At 67.2% G+C, this 15,353-nt stretch carries 13 protein-coding genes; 10 read left to right on the top strand and 3 right to left on the bottom strand.

Annotated elements, in window-relative coordinates:
• The first annotated feature begins 380 nt into the window (after positions 1–380).
• The gene (locus FS388_RS01270; protein ID WP_146338955.1) at positions 381–821 is read left to right on the top strand and encodes a hypothetical protein; all 441 of its coding nucleotides are present in this window, start codon (positions 381–383) and stop codon (positions 819–821) included.
• Positions 814–2,184, top strand: a complete 1,371-nt coding sequence (locus tag FS388_RS01265) for an aminoglycoside phosphotransferase family protein (protein WP_146338953.1) — start codon at positions 814–816, stop codon at positions 2,182–2,184. Before FS388_RS01270 ends, FS388_RS01265 begins: the two co-directional genes overlap by 8 nt.
• 40 nt (positions 2,185–2,224) lie before the next feature.
• Here the strand turns inward: FS388_RS01265 and FS388_RS01260 are convergent, their stop codons facing one another.
• A complete protein-coding gene (locus FS388_RS01260) occupies positions 2,225–4,048 on the bottom strand; it encodes a hypothetical protein (RefSeq protein WP_146338951.1) in 1,824 nt (607 codons plus the stop codon).
• Between the two features lie 49 nt (positions 4,049–4,097).
• On the opposite strand from FS388_RS01260, the gene FS388_RS01255 reads away from it, so the two are divergent.
• From FS388_RS01255 to FS388_RS01245, 3 genes are read left to right on the top strand one after another with little or no spacing between them, the layout of a single operon-like run.
• On the top strand, positions 4,098–5,141 hold the full coding sequence (locus FS388_RS01255) for a glycine betaine ABC transporter substrate-binding protein (RefSeq protein ID WP_146338949.1): 1,044 nt from the start codon (positions 4,098–4,100) through the stop codon (positions 5,139–5,141).
• A 56-nt stretch (positions 5,142–5,197) separates the two neighbouring features.
• Positions 5,198–6,445 carry a pyridoxal phosphate-dependent aminotransferase gene (locus FS388_RS01250; protein WP_146338947.1) on the top strand — a complete coding sequence of 416 codons (1,248 nt, stop codon included), beginning with the start codon at positions 5,198–5,200 and terminating at the stop codon, positions 6,443–6,445.
• A gap of 14 nt (positions 6,446–6,459) precedes the next feature.
• Entirely contained in the window at positions 6,460–7,701 is a 1,242-nt protein-coding gene (locus FS388_RS01245) for a pyridoxal phosphate-dependent aminotransferase (protein ID WP_146338945.1), read from the top strand.
• Positions 7,702–7,740: 39 nt separating this feature from the next.
• Here FS388_RS01245 and FS388_RS01240 read toward each other — a convergent pair whose 3' ends face one another.
• Together FS388_RS01240 and xseA are read right to left on the bottom strand one after the other, a co-directional pair.
• The gene (locus tag FS388_RS01240; RefSeq protein WP_146338943.1) at positions 7,741–8,007 is read right to left on the bottom strand and encodes an exodeoxyribonuclease VII small subunit; all 267 of its coding nucleotides are present in this window, start codon (positions 8,005–8,007) and stop codon (positions 7,741–7,743) included.
• On the bottom strand, positions 8,004–9,242 hold the full coding sequence (gene xseA, locus FS388_RS01235; protein WP_210410212.1) for an exodeoxyribonuclease VII large subunit: 1,239 nt from the start codon (positions 9,240–9,242) through the stop codon (positions 8,004–8,006). Before xseA ends, FS388_RS01240 begins: the two co-directional genes overlap by 4 nt.
• Before the next feature lie 171 nt (positions 9,243–9,413).
• On the opposite strand from xseA, the gene FS388_RS01230 reads away from it, so the two are divergent.
• The 5 genes from FS388_RS01230 to FS388_RS01210 all read left to right on the top strand — a co-directional run bounded on the left by FS388_RS01230 (position 9,414) and on the right by FS388_RS01210 (position 15,347).
• The gene (locus FS388_RS01230) at positions 9,414–10,358 is read left to right on the top strand and encodes a hypothetical protein (RefSeq protein WP_146338938.1); all 945 of its coding nucleotides are present in this window, start codon (positions 9,414–9,416) and stop codon (positions 10,356–10,358) included.
• Positions 10,359–10,369: 11 nt separating this feature from the next.
• Entirely contained in the window at positions 10,370–11,485 is a 1,116-nt protein-coding gene (locus FS388_RS01225; protein WP_146338937.1) for a 4-hydroxy-3-methylbut-2-enyl diphosphate reductase, read from the top strand.
• Between the two features lie 48 nt (positions 11,486–11,533).
• Positions 11,534–12,301, top strand: a complete 768-nt coding sequence (locus FS388_RS01220; protein ID WP_146338935.1) for a sulfite exporter TauE/SafE family protein — start codon at positions 11,534–11,536, stop codon at positions 12,299–12,301.
• A gap of 37 nt (positions 12,302–12,338) precedes the next feature.
• On the top strand, positions 12,339–13,532 hold the full coding sequence (locus FS388_RS01215) for an MFS transporter (RefSeq protein WP_146338933.1): 1,194 nt from the start codon (positions 12,339–12,341) through the stop codon (positions 13,530–13,532).
• A gap of 138 nt (positions 13,533–13,670) precedes the next feature.
• Positions 13,671–15,347 carry a DASS family sodium-coupled anion symporter gene (locus FS388_RS01210; RefSeq protein WP_146341806.1) on the top strand — a complete coding sequence of 559 codons (1,677 nt, stop codon included), beginning with the start codon at positions 13,671–13,673 and terminating at the stop codon, positions 15,345–15,347.
• The last annotated feature ends 6 nt before the right edge of the window (positions 15,348–15,353 follow it).

Below are 15,353 nucleotides of genomic sequence, written 5' to 3'. Positions count from 1 at the left end.
GAGCGTCGCGCTCGTGCTGCGCGTAGGGTAGTGCAGCAACGGAGACTACGGCTGCACGAGGCCGCCCATGCACAGAGGAACGATATGAGCACCACGGACAACACCAGAGCGCCGGCCGTGCCGGCGCCGAAGGCCCACAGCACCCGTCCCGCTGCGACCGAGCATGGCGTCGCCTCTGCGAACGGCTTCACGATCCACTGGGGCCGAACCCTGCTGGCCCTCGGCCTGCTGCTCGGCGTGCTGGGGGGCACTGATCACCGCTGCACTTGCCGGCTTCGGAGTCCTCGCATGGGCTGTGCCGGCCATATTCGCCACCGTCGCACTGATCTCCCTGGTCACCCTGCGGGCTGCGGCTGTGGTTCGCCGCCGAGCGAAGCGGCGTGCCCGGGGTGCAGCGCGCCTTCGACGCCGCCATGGGCCCGCACGGTGAGGACTCCTCGGATCATTCGCGCGCCGTCGTGTCGGCCGCCGAGCCCGATGCCTCTTCTGCCCAGGCCCAAGCACCGTTCGATGTGCGTGAGGGCGAGCCGCAGCCGCAGCAGCAGCCCGCCCAGCACGCGCCGCTGGCCGAGCGGCCGGCCGGCGCCGGCCCTTCGTGGCAGCCGCGCGAAGTGCCCAAGCCCAAGTACGTCGTGGCAGAAAAGGTTGAGCGGGCGGAGCCCGAGCCGCTTGCCAAGCCTCAGGATCCTGTTCCCAGCGCAGACACCAAGCTGAAGCCTGCGGCGGGCGGCGGCGCGGTCCCTGAGGCTGCTGAGCCGACGCGAGAGAAGCGTCCTTCGTCGATGGACCTGGACAAGGTGCTGGCACGTCGCCGTGCCTGACACCGCGCCTCTGGGCGGGCATCGGGAGCCTGCCCTTCCGGACACGCCCGGAGAGGAGGGCTCCGAGACGGAGCGCGTCCGGTCGAGCGGCGAGTCTGCTCAGCTCGAGTACCTCAGCTCAGCCGATGCGCACCCGCCCATCATTTCCGCGCTTCAGCAGTCCGGAATCTACGCCACGTCGGTGCACCTCGAGAGCCTCCAGCATCGGCCGGGCGCTGGGGTCACCGGCATCTACCGCATCGTGGTCTCCGATCCGGCCCGGCTCCTCCACACAGAGGAGGGCCGGGATGAGCCGCGGATATATGCCGCGGAGGGTGACCACATCTATGAGGTCTACGTGGGCGTCAGCACCGAGCGGATCCGTGCCGAGTCCAAGGATGTGGTCAGCGCGCACAGTCCCGCTGGGCCGCTGGCCATATGGCAGCACCCCTGCGACCCGGCGCTCTCGGGCCTGCGAGTGGCCACCGATCCGGTCGCAGTAGCCCGGAGGTGGGGCCAGGGTTCGCGGCTCACCAGCTTGGAGACAGTCAGCTACCGGCCCCTGCGCCGCGCTGTCATCGCCGCAGACTTCGCCGACGGCTCCCGCACCTACCTCAAAGTCCTGCGCCGGGGCCGCGCTGAGGACCTTGCGCGGCGCCATCACATGCTTCTGTCGGCCGGGGTGCCTGCGCCGAGACCGCTGCGAGAGCCTGTAGAGGACGTGGTGGCGCTTCGCCAGGGGGAGGGCATCTCCCTCGCAGAGCATTTCCTCGAGGATGGGGCCGCCAGGGTTCGCCCACAGGATTTCGTGCAGCTGCTTGAGGCTCTCCCCGCTGAGGTGATGGACCTCCCCGCTCGAGAGGCGTGGACTGATCGTCTTCCCTCCTACGCCTCTGCGGCGCAGGCCGCACTGCCCGAGGCGGCTCCGCGCATCGCAGCGCTGAGAGATCTGATCCTCACTGAGCTCACCGTCACTGATCGCGGACCCGTGGTGCCTGCTCACGGCGACTTCTACGAGGCAAACATGCTGATGCAGGGCGGGACCGTGTCGTGCCTTCTCGATGTGGATGCTCTGGGACCCGGTCACCGTGTGGATGATCTCGCGTGCTTCCTCGGCCATCTTGCGGTGCTGCCAGCCGTCGACCCGCGCTATGTCCACGTGCCGGCGGCCTTTGATCGGTTCGCTCGCGTCTTCGCGCAGAACGTCGACGAGGGGAGCCTGCGGGTGCGCTCGGCCTCAGTGGCGCTGTCGCTGGTGGCAGGGGCGCGGGACACCCGGCGCAGCGGCTGGAAGGAGCAGGCGGAGCACCGGCTGCGCTGCGCTGAGGCGATCGTAGGGCTGACCAGCCCGTCGGGGAGCCTGGCGCAGTGGCCCGGCGTCTGAGGCCGGGGCCCGCCTCAGTGCCGCTGGGCTCCGTCGCTCACTAGCCCTCCTCCGCACGCGAGAGCCGCTCGCGCAGCGCCTCGAGGCTCCGCTCCGCCTCGTGGGCATCGTCGAACCGGGCCATGTCGCGCAGGGCTTCCACTTGGCCCTCCAGTGCGATCTCCATGAGCTGGTCGCTGAGCGTGCGTTGCGTCATGGTCATGCGGAAGAGCGTCTCGGCTTCGGCCGATTGGCCGATCTGACGCAGCACTGCAGCTGCGAAGAGCTCCGCATCTGCGCCGGCCTCCTCGTCTCCTGCCGAGATGAAGAGGTCGGCGGCCTCAAGGGCTGCGGCAACCGCTTCGCTGCCTCGCCCCAGCGCGGTCAGGCTGCGGGCACGAGTGTCGACGATGTCCGCCTGCTGCCACTGCGTGCCGTGCTCGGCAGCGATGCGCAGAGCGCGGCTGAGATGGGTCAGCCCGTCTGCGTCCTCGTGCCGGCAGAGCAGGTGACCCAGTGAGTGCAGTGCTTGGAGCAGCATCAACGGGTCGGTGTCGGCTCCCTGGTCAGCCAGCTGCAGGCCGCGCTCGTAGTGCTCCTGGGCTGCCTCCACCCGGTCCAGGGATGCCGCGAGCGCGCCGGCCGCCAGATGAGCGCGGGCAGCCTCGTCCGTCTCCTCCGCGGCGAGAAACTGCCCCGCAGCCTCTGCCCAATGGCTCATAGCCTCCAGGGGGCGCTTCTGCTGGGTGACAGCATGGCCCAGACCCATCAGTGCGCGTCCTCGTGTGGAGTGGTCCTCCTCGCCGGTCGTCAGGCGCAGGCTCAGGGAGTCGAGGATCAGTTCCGCCTCCTCGTGCTCGTCCATCTCCAGAAGCTGCTGACCGAGCGCCAGGGAAAGGATGCGCGAGTCCTCGAATTCGCCCAGCTCGGCCTGCTGGACCGCTGCGCGCCAGGCCAGCACGGCCAGGCGCGGGCGTCCTATGCCTGATGTGATGCCGGCCAGCAGAGCCGCGGCGGATGCGGCCCCGCGGCGGACGCCGCATGCGGCGTAGAGCTCTGCGGACTGGATGGCGCGCTCCACTGCTTCCTGGACTTCGTCGGCCTGGTGGTGGATGGTGGCGCGCAGCATGGCCATGGCGCCCCGCACCGCTCGGTTGGCGGGAGAGGAGAGCACCTTCGCCGCCGTCTGCGCGGCAGCCTCAGGGTCTTCGCAGAGCAGCTGCGCATGGGCCAGGAACATGCGTGCTCCGGCCAGCGCCTGGGAGCGGTGGAGGTCCGAAGCATCCTCGGTGAGGGCCTCGAGGATCGCGACCACCTCCTCGACCAATGGAAGCGCCGCCTGAGGCCCTTCGTCCTGGAGGCGACGAACCGCCAGGGACGACAGGACATCGGCCCGAGCGGTCAGGACCCAGGGAGCCTCGTCCGCAGGCGCCTCCGCCGCTTCGCCCTCCAGCTGCTCAGCGACGCGGGCGAGGATCTCTCCTTCGACGCGGTCCGGCTCGCGCAGCAGCATCCCGCCGAGCTCGGATTCGATCTGCGCCTGCCGGGTGCGCCCCAGCCGGCGCATCAGATCGGTGCGTTCGCGCTGGTACGGTTCGCCGCTTTCGGAATCGCCCCGCATCTCGTGGACGCCGGCGAGCAGCCTCAGCAGGGGAAGCCGATACTCGGGATCATCGCCGCCGGGAGCGCGCAGGCCGCGCAGGCCCGCTTCCACGGCAGCGGCGTGACGCTCCCCGTAGGCTGCCTCGTACGCGAGGTCGAGCCATCCGCGTGCGGTCTCCGCCTCCGGCTGCTCCGAGCTCGGCGCCAGGAGCATAGCCTGCAGGCGAGTCTCCAGCCGCGCGGCCCCGGGAAGCTCCTGCGTCGGGTGCTCCTCGCTGCTCATTCCTCCCAGGGTAGCGTGCCTCCCTGGGCGCATCAGTACACTGGTGCGCATGCATTCTCGGCCATGGGTGGGGTCACGGCTGTGCGCCCTCGCAGCCTCAGCTGCTCTTCTTCTGACAGCCTGCGCCGAGCCGCCCGCCGCTGAGGAGCCCACAGGTGACGAGCTGGACCGTGCGTGGCGCATTGCCGTCGGCAGCGATCCGCTGGATCGCACGATCGCTCGGATCTACTCGTTGGCGATGAATTCTCGGGATCAGCCCACGGTGGTGATCGACGCCGAGCGTCCTGCCCATGAAGCTGCGGCGGCCCTCGCCGAGGGGTCTGAGTCTCGTGACGGCGAGGGCGTCGCCGAAAGCTCTGCGGAGGCTGACTACGATCTGGTCCTCTCAAGGACTCTGCCGCTGGCTGAGGCGCTGGATCCTGATGCCTACGCGCGGCTGAGCAGGTCCGAGGATGAGGAGTGGACGGGCGCAGCCCCCTCCGCGCAGGATCTCACCGAGCTGATCTCTGATGCTCTCCAGAGCGGCGGCGATGCGTCCGCGGCGCTGCTGCAGCCGGGGGCCGCGGTGCTTTCGACGTCTGCTCTGACGACGGCTGCCTCGGCTTCTGCCGCCGAGCTCGATGAGGAGGAGAGTCCGGGCCTCGCCGGTCTGGAGGAGCAGTGTGAGGATCTCAGATTCGGACACCGGGAGGGGCTCCCTGCTCTCTCGGAGGCTCTTGAGGATGCCTACGGCTGTGAGCCCGCCGCGCTCGAGGCAGGGGAGGAGGACGAGCTCATCGACCAGCTCATCAGGGCGGAGACTGATGTGGTCCTGCTGACCTCATCCCACCCCGGGGCGGAGGAGCACGCGTTGGTGGAGCTGTCGGACACGGACCGCGCCTTCCCGCAGGACCAGTACGCCCCTCTCATCGCGGCGGACTTGGAGGAGCAGGCGCCGGAGGTGCTGGAGGAGATCTCCGAGGCCTTGGACGATGAGGCGATCACCGTGCTGCGCCGTCTGCTGCACGGGGAGGACGCCCTGTCTCCGGAGGAGGCTGCGCGGTACTGGCTGGTCGACCAGGAGTTCATCGCCGAGCCTGCCGACTGGGGGTAGGCGCGGGGCCGGTGGAGTGCAGCTTCTGATTTGACCCTATGAGGCAGAATCTGCTCATGGAGCAATTTCAGGACTTCGTGCAGGCGAACAAGCTGCGCAGCGTGCGGTATGACGTCAGAGGCCCGATCGCCGAAGAGGCTGCCCGCCTGGAGCGGGCCGGGCATCGCATCACGAAGCTGAATATCGGCAACTTGGCGCCGTTCGGGTTCAGCGCCCCGGAGTCCATCATGCAGGACATGATCCGCCACCTGCCCGCCTCCCAGGGCTACTCCGAGTCAGCCGGAATCTACTCGGCGCGCACCGCGGTGGCCCAGTACTACCAGGACCGCGGGATGCGGGACGCTGTGCCCGAGGACATCTACCTGGGCAATGGGGTGGCGGAGCTGATCACGATCACTCTCCAGGCGCTGATCAACCCCCTGGACGAGATCCTCATCCCTGCTCCGGACTACCCGCTGTGGACCGGCCTGACCGCCCTGTACCAGGGAGTTCCGGTCCACTACATCTGCGATGAGAGCAATCACTGGTGGCCGGATCCGGAGGAGGTGGAGTCGAAGGTGACGGACCGGACCAAGGCTCTGGTCGTCATCAACCCGAACAACCCCACCGGTGCTGTCTACCCCAAGGAGATCCTCGAGGCTCTGGTGGACATCGCCCGGCGGCACAACCTGATCCTGATGGCCGACGAGATCTACGAGAAGATCACCTACGACGGCGCCGAGGCCATCAATATGTGCACCCTCGCCGACGATGTCTTCACCATCACCTACTCGGGCCTGTCGAAGACGTGGCGGGCCGCGGGCTTCCGCTCCGGCTGGTGCTACATCTCCGGTCCTCAGTATCGCGCGAAGAGCTATCTGGAGGGGCTGCAGCTGATGTCGAATCTGCGGATGTGCCCCAATGTGCCCGGGCAGCACGCCATACAGACGGCCCTGGGCGGCTACCAGTCGATCGATGACCTGATCGCCCCGGGCGGCAGGCTGCATGAGCAGCGGCAGGTGGCCTACGACAGGCTCCGCGAGATCGAGGGCGTCCAGGTGGAGCAGATGGACGGGGCCATGTACCTGTTTCCGCGCCTGGACCCGGAGATCTATCCGATCGAGTCCGATGAGGCATTCGTCATTGAGCTGCTGCGTCAGCAGAAGATTCTGGTCTCACACGGCAGAGCGTTCAACTGGATCGATGATCAGCATTTCCGCCTGGTCACTCTTCCTGCTGTGGCTGAGCTGGAGAGCGCCATCGAGGGAATCTCCGACTTCCTCGCCGGGTACCGGGACGCCTTCAGCGCCGCACGGGTGCTCTGAGGCAGGATAGGCGGGTGAGAGAATTCCAGGAGTTCACCCAATCGCCCAAGCTCGCCGAGGTGCGCTACGACGTCCGCGGGCCGATCGCGGCCGAGGCGTCGCGGCTGGAGCGGGCAGGCCATCGGATCACGCGTCTGAATATCGGGAATCCGGCCCCCTTCGGCTTTGAGGCCCCGGACGCGATCCTGCAGCACATGATCGCCGAGCTGCCCACCGCTCAGGGCTATTCGGACTCACGGGGGATCTACTCCGGCCGGCAGGCGGTGGCGCAGTACTACCAGGCGCGCGGCATTGAGAACGCGGACCCGGATGACATCTACTTGGGCAACGGCGTCTCGGAGCTGATCACGATGGTTCTGCAGGCGCTTCTGGGTCCGGGCGATGAGGTCCTGATCCCCGCTCCGGACTACCCGCTGTGGACAGGGGCCACCAAGCTGTGCGGCGGCACGCCGGTGCACTACATCTGCGATGAGGAGAATCGCTGGTGGCCGGACCCGGAGGAGATCGAGGCTAAGGTCACCGAGAACACCAAGGCCCTGGTGCTGATCAACCCGAACAATCCGACGGGCGCGGTGTATCCGCGGCACATTCTGGAGAAGCTGGTCGACATCGCTCGTCGGCACCACCTGATGCTTCTGGCGGACGAGATCTACGAGAACATCACCTTCGACGACGTGGAGATGGTCAACGCGGCATCTCTCTCCGACGACGTGGTGACCATCACCTTCTCCGGCCTGTCGAAGACGTGGCGGGTGGCTGGGTTCCGCTCGGGCTGGATCTACGTGTCAGGGCCGAAGCAGCGTGCCGCCAGCTATCTGGAGGGCCTGGAGCTGCTGATGAATATGCGCATGTGCGCCAACGTTCCGGCCCAGCACGCTCTGCAGGCCGCACTGGGCGGCTACCAGTCGATCGGGGAGCTCATCGCACCCGGCGGTCGGCTGTATGAGCAGCGGACGACGGCTCATCGGCTGCTCAACGAGATCCCAGGGGTGGACGCGCATCGTGCTGACGGTGCGCTGTACCTCTTCCCTCGCCTGGATGCAGAGATGTACCCCATCGAGAATGATGAGACCTTCGTCATCGAGCTGCTGCGTGCCAAGAAGATTTTGGTCTCGCACGGGCGCGCGTTCAACTGGACGGACTCCCAGCACTTCAGGCTGGTGGCGCTGCCCAGTGTCGAGGACCTGGAGGAGGCCATTGCGGGGATCGCTGACTTCCTCAGCGACTATCGCTCGGGAGCGATCCCGCGCGTCTGAGGCAGCGTGTGCACAGGCTCCCGGACGGGGCAGGCGGCCTCAGCCGTCCTGCTCCAGCTCCTGACGGACCTGCTCGAGGCGCTCCTGGGCGCCGGAGAGCCACCGCTCGCACCGGTCCGCCAGGGCTTCGCCGCGCTGCCACAGCGCCAATGACTCCTCGAGAGGGGCACCGCCGGTCTCCAATTTGGTGACCACAGCGACGAGCTCGTCGCGGGCCTGTTCGTAGGACATGGTTTCGATGTCCTCGGTCCTTGCGGTGCTGAAGGATTCCTCAGCCACTGGGGCGGCAGGGCTCTCGTTGCTCATGCGTCTCCGATCCTATGGGTCTGTACGTTCTTCACTTCTGCCTGGAACTCCCCGTCGGCGACCATGACCTGAACGTCCTGGCCGGGGGAGAGGAGAGCCGCGTCGCGGACGATGCCACCCGATGTCTGCACCACCGCATATCCGCGGTCCAGGGTCGACTGCGGGGAGAGCGAGGTGACGCGGGCGCGCGTGCTGTCCACCCAGTCCCGCGCCCGAGAGGCTCTCGCCTCCATGGAGAACAGGGCGCGCCGCCGCAGGCCGGTCAGGTCATCACGGCGCACATCGATCATGCTCTGCGGGTGCGCCATCGCAGGCCGTGAACGTATCGCACGGATCCACTCGCCCTCCCGCTGCAGCATCCGCTGCACCCCGCTGGACATTCGGGTGCGTGCCTGGGCCAGGTTCTCGCGCTCCACGCTCTCCTCAGGAACCAGCATCTTGGCTGATCCGGTGGGCGTGGAGGCCCTGACGTCGGCGGCCTCGTCGAGCAGCGGCCGGTCCGCCTCATGTCCGATCGCTGACACGACGGGGGTGTGCGCCGCAGCCACGGCCCGGATCAGCCGCTCGTCGGAGAACGGCAGGATCACCTCCTCGAGGGAGCCGCCGCCGCGCGCAATCACGATGACATCCACGCGAGGGTCCGCGTCGAGGTCGCCCAACGCGGCCGCGACCTCCATTGCGGCCATGGGCCCCTGGGTCGACACCTCCCGGATCTCAAACTGGGCAGCAGCCCACCGCAGGCCCACGTTGCGGAGAATGTCCTTCTTCGCGTCCGATTCGCGGCCCGTGATGAGGCCAATCCGGGCAGGGAGCACCGGCAGCGGCTTCTTCCGCCCCGCATCGAACAGGCCTTCGGAGGCCAATGACTTGCGCAGCTGCTCAATGCGGGCGAGCAGGTCGCCCAGCCCCACCGGCTGCATCCGGTGGGTCACCAGGCTCAGCCGTCCCGACTTCTCATACAGGCTCGGCTTCACCAGAGCCACCACCCGCGAGCCTGGGCTGACCACGCCGTCGAGCGTTCCGGCGACGTTCCGCCACGCGACAGCGTTGAAGGACACCTCCTGCTCCAGGTCCCGCAGTGTCATCCATGCGGTTCCGTTGCGCATGTTGAACTCGACCAGCTGGCCTTCGACCCACGTGGGCGAGACCTTGTCGATGTGCGCCCGCAGCTTGCCCGAGAAATGGCTGAGCGGCCAGGGGCTCTCCGCACTGGTGTCAGCGGAATGCGCAGGCATCGCAGTCAGGGGGCGCTTATCCTGCGCAGCGAGCTTCTCGAATGAGGACAATGGACTCTCTTCTTCTCTGCGGGCCTGATCCGACCCCGTTGTGCACCAAGTACCCTGTGGGCTGTATTCATTCCGGTCCGAACCAGGGTAGCCGTTCGGCATGACATTGAGGAGAGCGCCGTGCGCCAGCTTCTGAGCATCCTGAGCCTCATTCTTGCCGGCCTCCTCGCAGCGGCGGCGCTCGCCGGCTACCAGGCCGATCAGCTGCTGCGCGACGAGGAGCCCATCCGCGAGATCGCCGGCGAGCTGCCTGAGCAGTCGGAGTTCTCCGAAGCGGTGGCCTCGACCATGGTGAGCGAACTGTCCGAGCAGATTCCGGACCAGGCGCGCCAGCTTCTCGGCACCGGCATTGAGGAGCAGGCAGAGGCGATGGTCTCTGACATCGTGGCGTCGCTTCTGGAGAACGACAGGACCAGGGCCGCCTGGGACGAGACCCTCCAATCCACGCGGACCGACTGGACGGCGCAGATGGAGGAGCTCTTCGACGCCGGCTCCACAGGGAGCGCGGAGGAGCTCAATGTGGAGGTGGATCTCTCTCCCGTGGCATCGGCGATGACGGAGCCGCTGCGGGAGGGCCTGGACAGCTATCTGGGGTGGATCCCGGGCTTGGACTCCGCCGACTTCGACGTGTTGGCTCCCGAGATCGTCGTGGATGTGGACGCGGCGGCAGGACAGGAGGCGCAGACGGATCCCTACGCTGTCGCAACCGTCGTCGCCGGCAGCGAGCACTGGCTCTGGTTCGCCGTGGGATCGGGGCTGCTGCTGGTGCTGGGCCTGGTCATCGGAGTCGGAAAGTCTCGCTGGGCAGGACTGGCCGCCGGGGGGCTGGTCGCGGGTGTGCTCGGACTGTGGCTGGCCCTCTCCGTGGCAGCGCCCAGCTTCGACATCCCCCCGGATGCTGATCCGGCCATGGCCGCAGTGCTGCAGCACGTGGAGGAGAGCTTCACCGCGTGGGCCCAGCCGTCATGGTGGATCTTCATTGCAGGTGCGGCGCTCCTGCTGATCATCGGAGTGCTCGGGTCACTCGTGGCGCCCGGCGCGCGCCGGGTTGAAGCCCGCGCGTAGAATAGGACGCGATGACCATCGCACCTCAAGCGCCCGACCGCCGCAGCCATATCTCCGTCCCCATGCCGCAGGTGCCGCGCCAGCGCCGCAGCCCTGAGGAGATCGCCGCTGAGAGCACCTTCGAAGGCGATCGACGCCTTCTCCTCGCGGCCCCTCGCGGATACTGCGCCGGCGTCGACCGCGCTGTGGTGGCCGTGGAGAAGGCGCTGGAGCAGCACGGGGCTCCCGTCTACGTGCGCAAGGAGATCGTCCACAACCGTCATGTGGTGGACACCCTCACTGAGAAGGGCGTGATCTTCGTGGAGGAGGCCGATGAGGTTCCCGCCGGAGAGCTGCTCGTCTTCTCAGCCCATGGGGTCTCTCCCGCGGTCAAGCAGACCGCATCGGACAGAGGCCTCGAGACCATCGACGCCACCTGCCCCTTGGTGACGAAGGTGCATCGTGAAGCGGTGCGTTTCACCACTAGGGACAACTTCCACATCCTTCTCATCGGCCACGACGGCCACGAAGAGGTGGAGGGCACCTACGGCCACGCGCCCGAGCAGACCACGATCGTCAACAGCCCGGAGGAGGTCGACCAGATCGAGGTGCCGGACCCCGACAACCTCATCTGGCTCAGCCAGACCACCCTCTCCGTGGACGAAACCATGGAGACGGTGAACAGGCTCCGCGAGCGCTTCCCGAATCTGCAGGACCCGCCCAGCGACGACATCTGCTACGCCACCTCGAACCGACAGGCCGCGATCAAGAAGGTCGCCCCCGAATCCGACCTCGTCATCGTGGTCGGGTCCGCGAACTCCTCCAACTCCGTGCGGCTCAAGGAAGTGGCCCTGGAGTACGGCGCCAAGCGCGCTGAGCGGGTCGACTTCGCCAATCAGATTGACGAGTCCTGGTTCGCTGACGCGCAGACCGTGGGCGTCACATCAGGCGCCTCCGTGCCCGAGGTGCTGGTTCAGGACGTCCTGCGTGTGCTCGACGAGTACGGCTACGGGGAGCCGGAGGAGATCGTCACCGCTGAGGAGGACATCGTCTTCTCCCTGCCCAAGGAGATCCGCAAGGCCCTCTCCGACGCCGGTCACGAAGATGTCGGCCGGGGCGGGCGCAAGCGCACCGCCTGCAGCGACTGACCACGCAGTGCGTCTGCGCAGGGGGCAGCTCCTGCATAGGATGACCGCATGATTGAAACGGGTGCGGTGGGCATCATCGCAGCCGCGGTCCTCATCGGCACTGTCCTGCAGCGAATGTCAGGAACCGGAGTGGGCCTGGTCGTCGCGCCGGTGCTCTCGATCCTGCTGGGGCCCAGCTTCGGAGTCCTGGTCACCAACCTCACGACGACCGTCTCAGGCTTTCTGATCATGCTGTCGGTGTGGAGCCTGGTGCACTGGCGACGCTTCTTCCTCATGCTGGGACCCATCATCGTGGGGGCCGTGCCTGGAGCCTGGCTTGTGGGGCAGCTCTCGTCCGGGTGGCTCTCCATCATTCTCGGCAGCATTGTGGTGGCCGCCCTGGTCGTAACCTTCACACTCCGATCGCTGCCTGAGTGGACGGGACGCCTGCCTGTCATGCTCGCCGGAGGCATCGGCGGATTCTTCAACACCACCTCTGGCGTCGCCGCCCCGGTAATGGTGATCCACTCCCGCTTGGCGCGATGGGACCACCGTTCGTTCGCCGCGACGCTGCAGCCGATCTTCATGACCATGGGTGCTGTCTCCGCGCTGTCCAAGCTGCTCATGGGGTCGGTGGACGCGACCCCCATGGAGGGCCTGCCGGAGCTTCCCTACCTGTTCCTCGGGATCGTCTGCTTCGTCGTGGTCGGCATATACATCGGCACCCGTCTGGCGCGATTCGTGCCTGTCCGGTGGGCCCGCGCCGCGGCCATGGTGCTTGCCGCTCTCGGCGGCGCGGGCGCCATCGTGCGAGGCGTCTTCGACGTGCTCGCCTAGACGCTGACCGCGCGTCCCGGATGTACCCTGGGCGACTGTGACCGACGCCGTCTCACGGGGGCACGCTCCCGGTTCCCCCGCCTATCGTCGGCTTCTGGCTGCCCTGTTCTTCATCGGGGTGGCGACCTTCGCGCAGCTCTACTCTCCGCAGGGACTGTTGCCGCTGATCTCCGCGGAGCAGGGCGTCACAGCAGACCAGGCCGCGCTGATGGTCTCGGCTGCCACGCTCGGTCTCGCACTGGGAGTGATCCCCTGGTCCTATGTGGGCGACAGGGTGGGCCGCAGGCCCGCCATGGGGTGGGCGATCAGTCTGGCGTGCCTCTTCGCCGTCGTGGTGGTGCTGGTGCCGGGATTCTGGCCCGTTCTGATCGTGCGCTTCCTCGAAGGGCTCATGCTGGGCGGGGTGCCCGCCCTGGCCATCGCCTATCTCAACGAGGAGGTGAGCCGCACCGCAGCCGCCGCCGCTGCCGGCACATACATCTCGGGCACCACGCTGGGAGGCCTCGCTGGGCGCATCGTCGCCGCCCCTATCGGGGAGCAGTGGGGGTGGAAGCCGGGAATGCTCGCTGTGGCCGCCTTGGCTGCGGCCTGTGTGGCCATGTTCCTATGGCTGGCGCCGGCGGCCCGAGAATTCACGCCACGGCGCACAGCCTGGCGCCAGTCGCTCGGAGCCCTCACCGGCAATCTGCGATCGGGAGTGCTCTGGGTGCTCTATCTCCAGGGGTTCCTCACCATGGGCGGCTTCGTCGCCATGTACAACTACGTGACATTCCACCTGGCCTCGGAGCCCTTCAGCCTGCCGCTGTGGCTCATTTCGTTCATCTTTCTGGCGTACCTGGCCGGAACCATTTCATCCCCGCAGGCGGGACGTCTGGCGTCGGCGTGGGGCCGAAGGCCTGTGCTGCTGGGCGGCAACGTGATCATGATGGTCGGGGTCGGTCTGACCCTTGTGCCTGCGCTTCCCGTCATTCTGCTGGGCATGGTCCTGCTGACCGGCGGCTTCTTCGCCTCGCATGCAGTGGCCTCAGGCTGGGTGGGCTCCGCGGCAGTCGCGGGACGCTCGCAGTCCGCCTCGCTGTACAACCTGGGCTATTACGCGGGCTCATCGGTGCTGGGGTTCGCCGGCGGGAGCTTCCTTCAGATCGCGGGGTGGCCGGGCACTGTGGGCATGGTGCTCGCCCTGGTGCTGGCAGCCACGACGTTGGCCCTCTGGGTGCTGCCGCGCGAATGACCGCAGAGGGATGAGTCGAATCGTGTAAAATCCACAGACGCCGGCCATATGACCTCCGTCACGTGACAATGACGTCGCGTGCCGGATCGGCGGATGCTGCACTACTTCGATCTCGAGCACAGGAGCACCTCCTCCATCATGACGCCCTCCCGTTCTCGCGTCACCGGCGCGCACCTGAAGAACTTCGATCCGCGTGAGCAGTCCATCGCCGAGGCGCATGAGCTCTCGGCCGGGCACCGTTCCGGAGGGCTGGAGCGGCCTACCATTCTGCGGCGCATCATCGGCCTCGTCGCCGGTGTGCTGGCCGCGCTGCTGATCTACTTCATCATGCCGGCGGACCTGGAGGTCTGGCCTCGGCTGACTGCGGCCACGGCCGTGCTGATGGGCATCTGGTGGATGACGGAGGCCATCCCGATTCCCGCCACGGCGCTGCTGCCGCTCATCATCTTCCCGGTGCTGGTGCCGGAGGACGACTTCGGCTCGGCGGATGAGGCAGCGGGCGGCATCGGAGTCGATGACATCGGGGCCTCCTACGGCAACAACATCATCTTCATCTTCATGGGCGGCTTCATGCTGGCACTGGCGATGCAGCGATGGAACCTTCATCGACGCATCGCTCTGCTGACGCTGAACCTGATGGGCTCCAAGCCGATCTACCTGATCGCCGGGTTCATGATCGCCACCGGCTTCCTCTCCATGTGGGTCTCCAACACGGCGACGGCTGTGATGATGCTGCCCATCGGCATCTCCATCCTGATGCTGGTGCAGCGCACGATGGATCCGGAGGCGGCCGATGCCGCTGAGGCGGATGAGGAGGAGGCGAAGGCTCAGGTCATCAAGTCCAACTTCGGCACGGCCCTGATGCTGGGCATCGCCTACGCCGCCTCGATCGGGTCCTTGGGCACCATCATCGGAACGCCGCCCAACACGCTCCTGGCCGGGCACATGAGCGAGAACCATGACATGACGATCGGCTTCGGCCAGTGGATGATGGTCGGGGTTCCGATCTCCATCGTGATGCTGATCATCACGTGGTTCCTCATTACTCGGGTCATCTTCAAGCCGGAGATCGACGAGATCCCGGGCGGTCACGAGCTCATCAAGAACGAGCTGCAGAAGCTGGGCCCGATGAAGGCTGCTGAGATCCGGGTCTCGCTGATCTTCGTGCTGGCCGCCTGCTCCTGGGTCTTCATCCCTATCGGCACTGATCTGCTGGCCGGCTGGGGCGTGCTGGAGGCTGAGGCTGAGCCGTTCATCTCCGACGCCGGAATCGCCATGTCCATTGCGATTCTGCTCTTCCTGCTTCCGGCCAAGGCAGAGCCGGGGGTTCGGCTGCTGGACTGGGAGTACGCGGCGAAGCTGCCATGGGGTGTGCTGCTGCTCTTCGGCGGCGGGCTGGCGCTCTCGGGCCAGTTCGGCCAGTCCGGCCTCTCCGAGTGGCTGGGAGGTCAGATGGAGGGGCTCGCTGGGGTCCCTGTGTGGGTCCTGGTGCTGATCGCCGCCGCGGGTGTGCTGGTTCTCACCGAGATGACCTCCAACACGGCAACAGCGGCGACGTTCCTGCCGGTGGCCTCGGGCGTGGCCATGGGGACGGGAGTCGATCCGCTGGTCCTCGCGGCGCCGGTCGCCTTGGCTGCCACATGTGCCTTCATGCTTCCGGTGGCGACCCCGCCGAACGCTATCGCCTACGGCTCCGGCTACGTGACTATCGGGCAGATGATCAAGGGAGGGGTGGTGCTGAACGTCATCGGCGTCATCATCATCACCATCGTCTCGATGACCCTGCTGCTGATGGTCTTCGACCTCTCCGTCTGATCCGAT

This window comes from Nesterenkonia sp. NBAIMH1 (assembly GCF_007922635.1).
Classification (GTDB): Bacteria; Actinomycetota; Actinomycetes; order Actinomycetales; family Micrococcaceae; genus Nesterenkonia; species Nesterenkonia pannonica.
The sequence above is the reverse complement of the archived record's forward strand: the minus strand, read 5'-3'. Positions and strand labels throughout refer to the sequence as shown.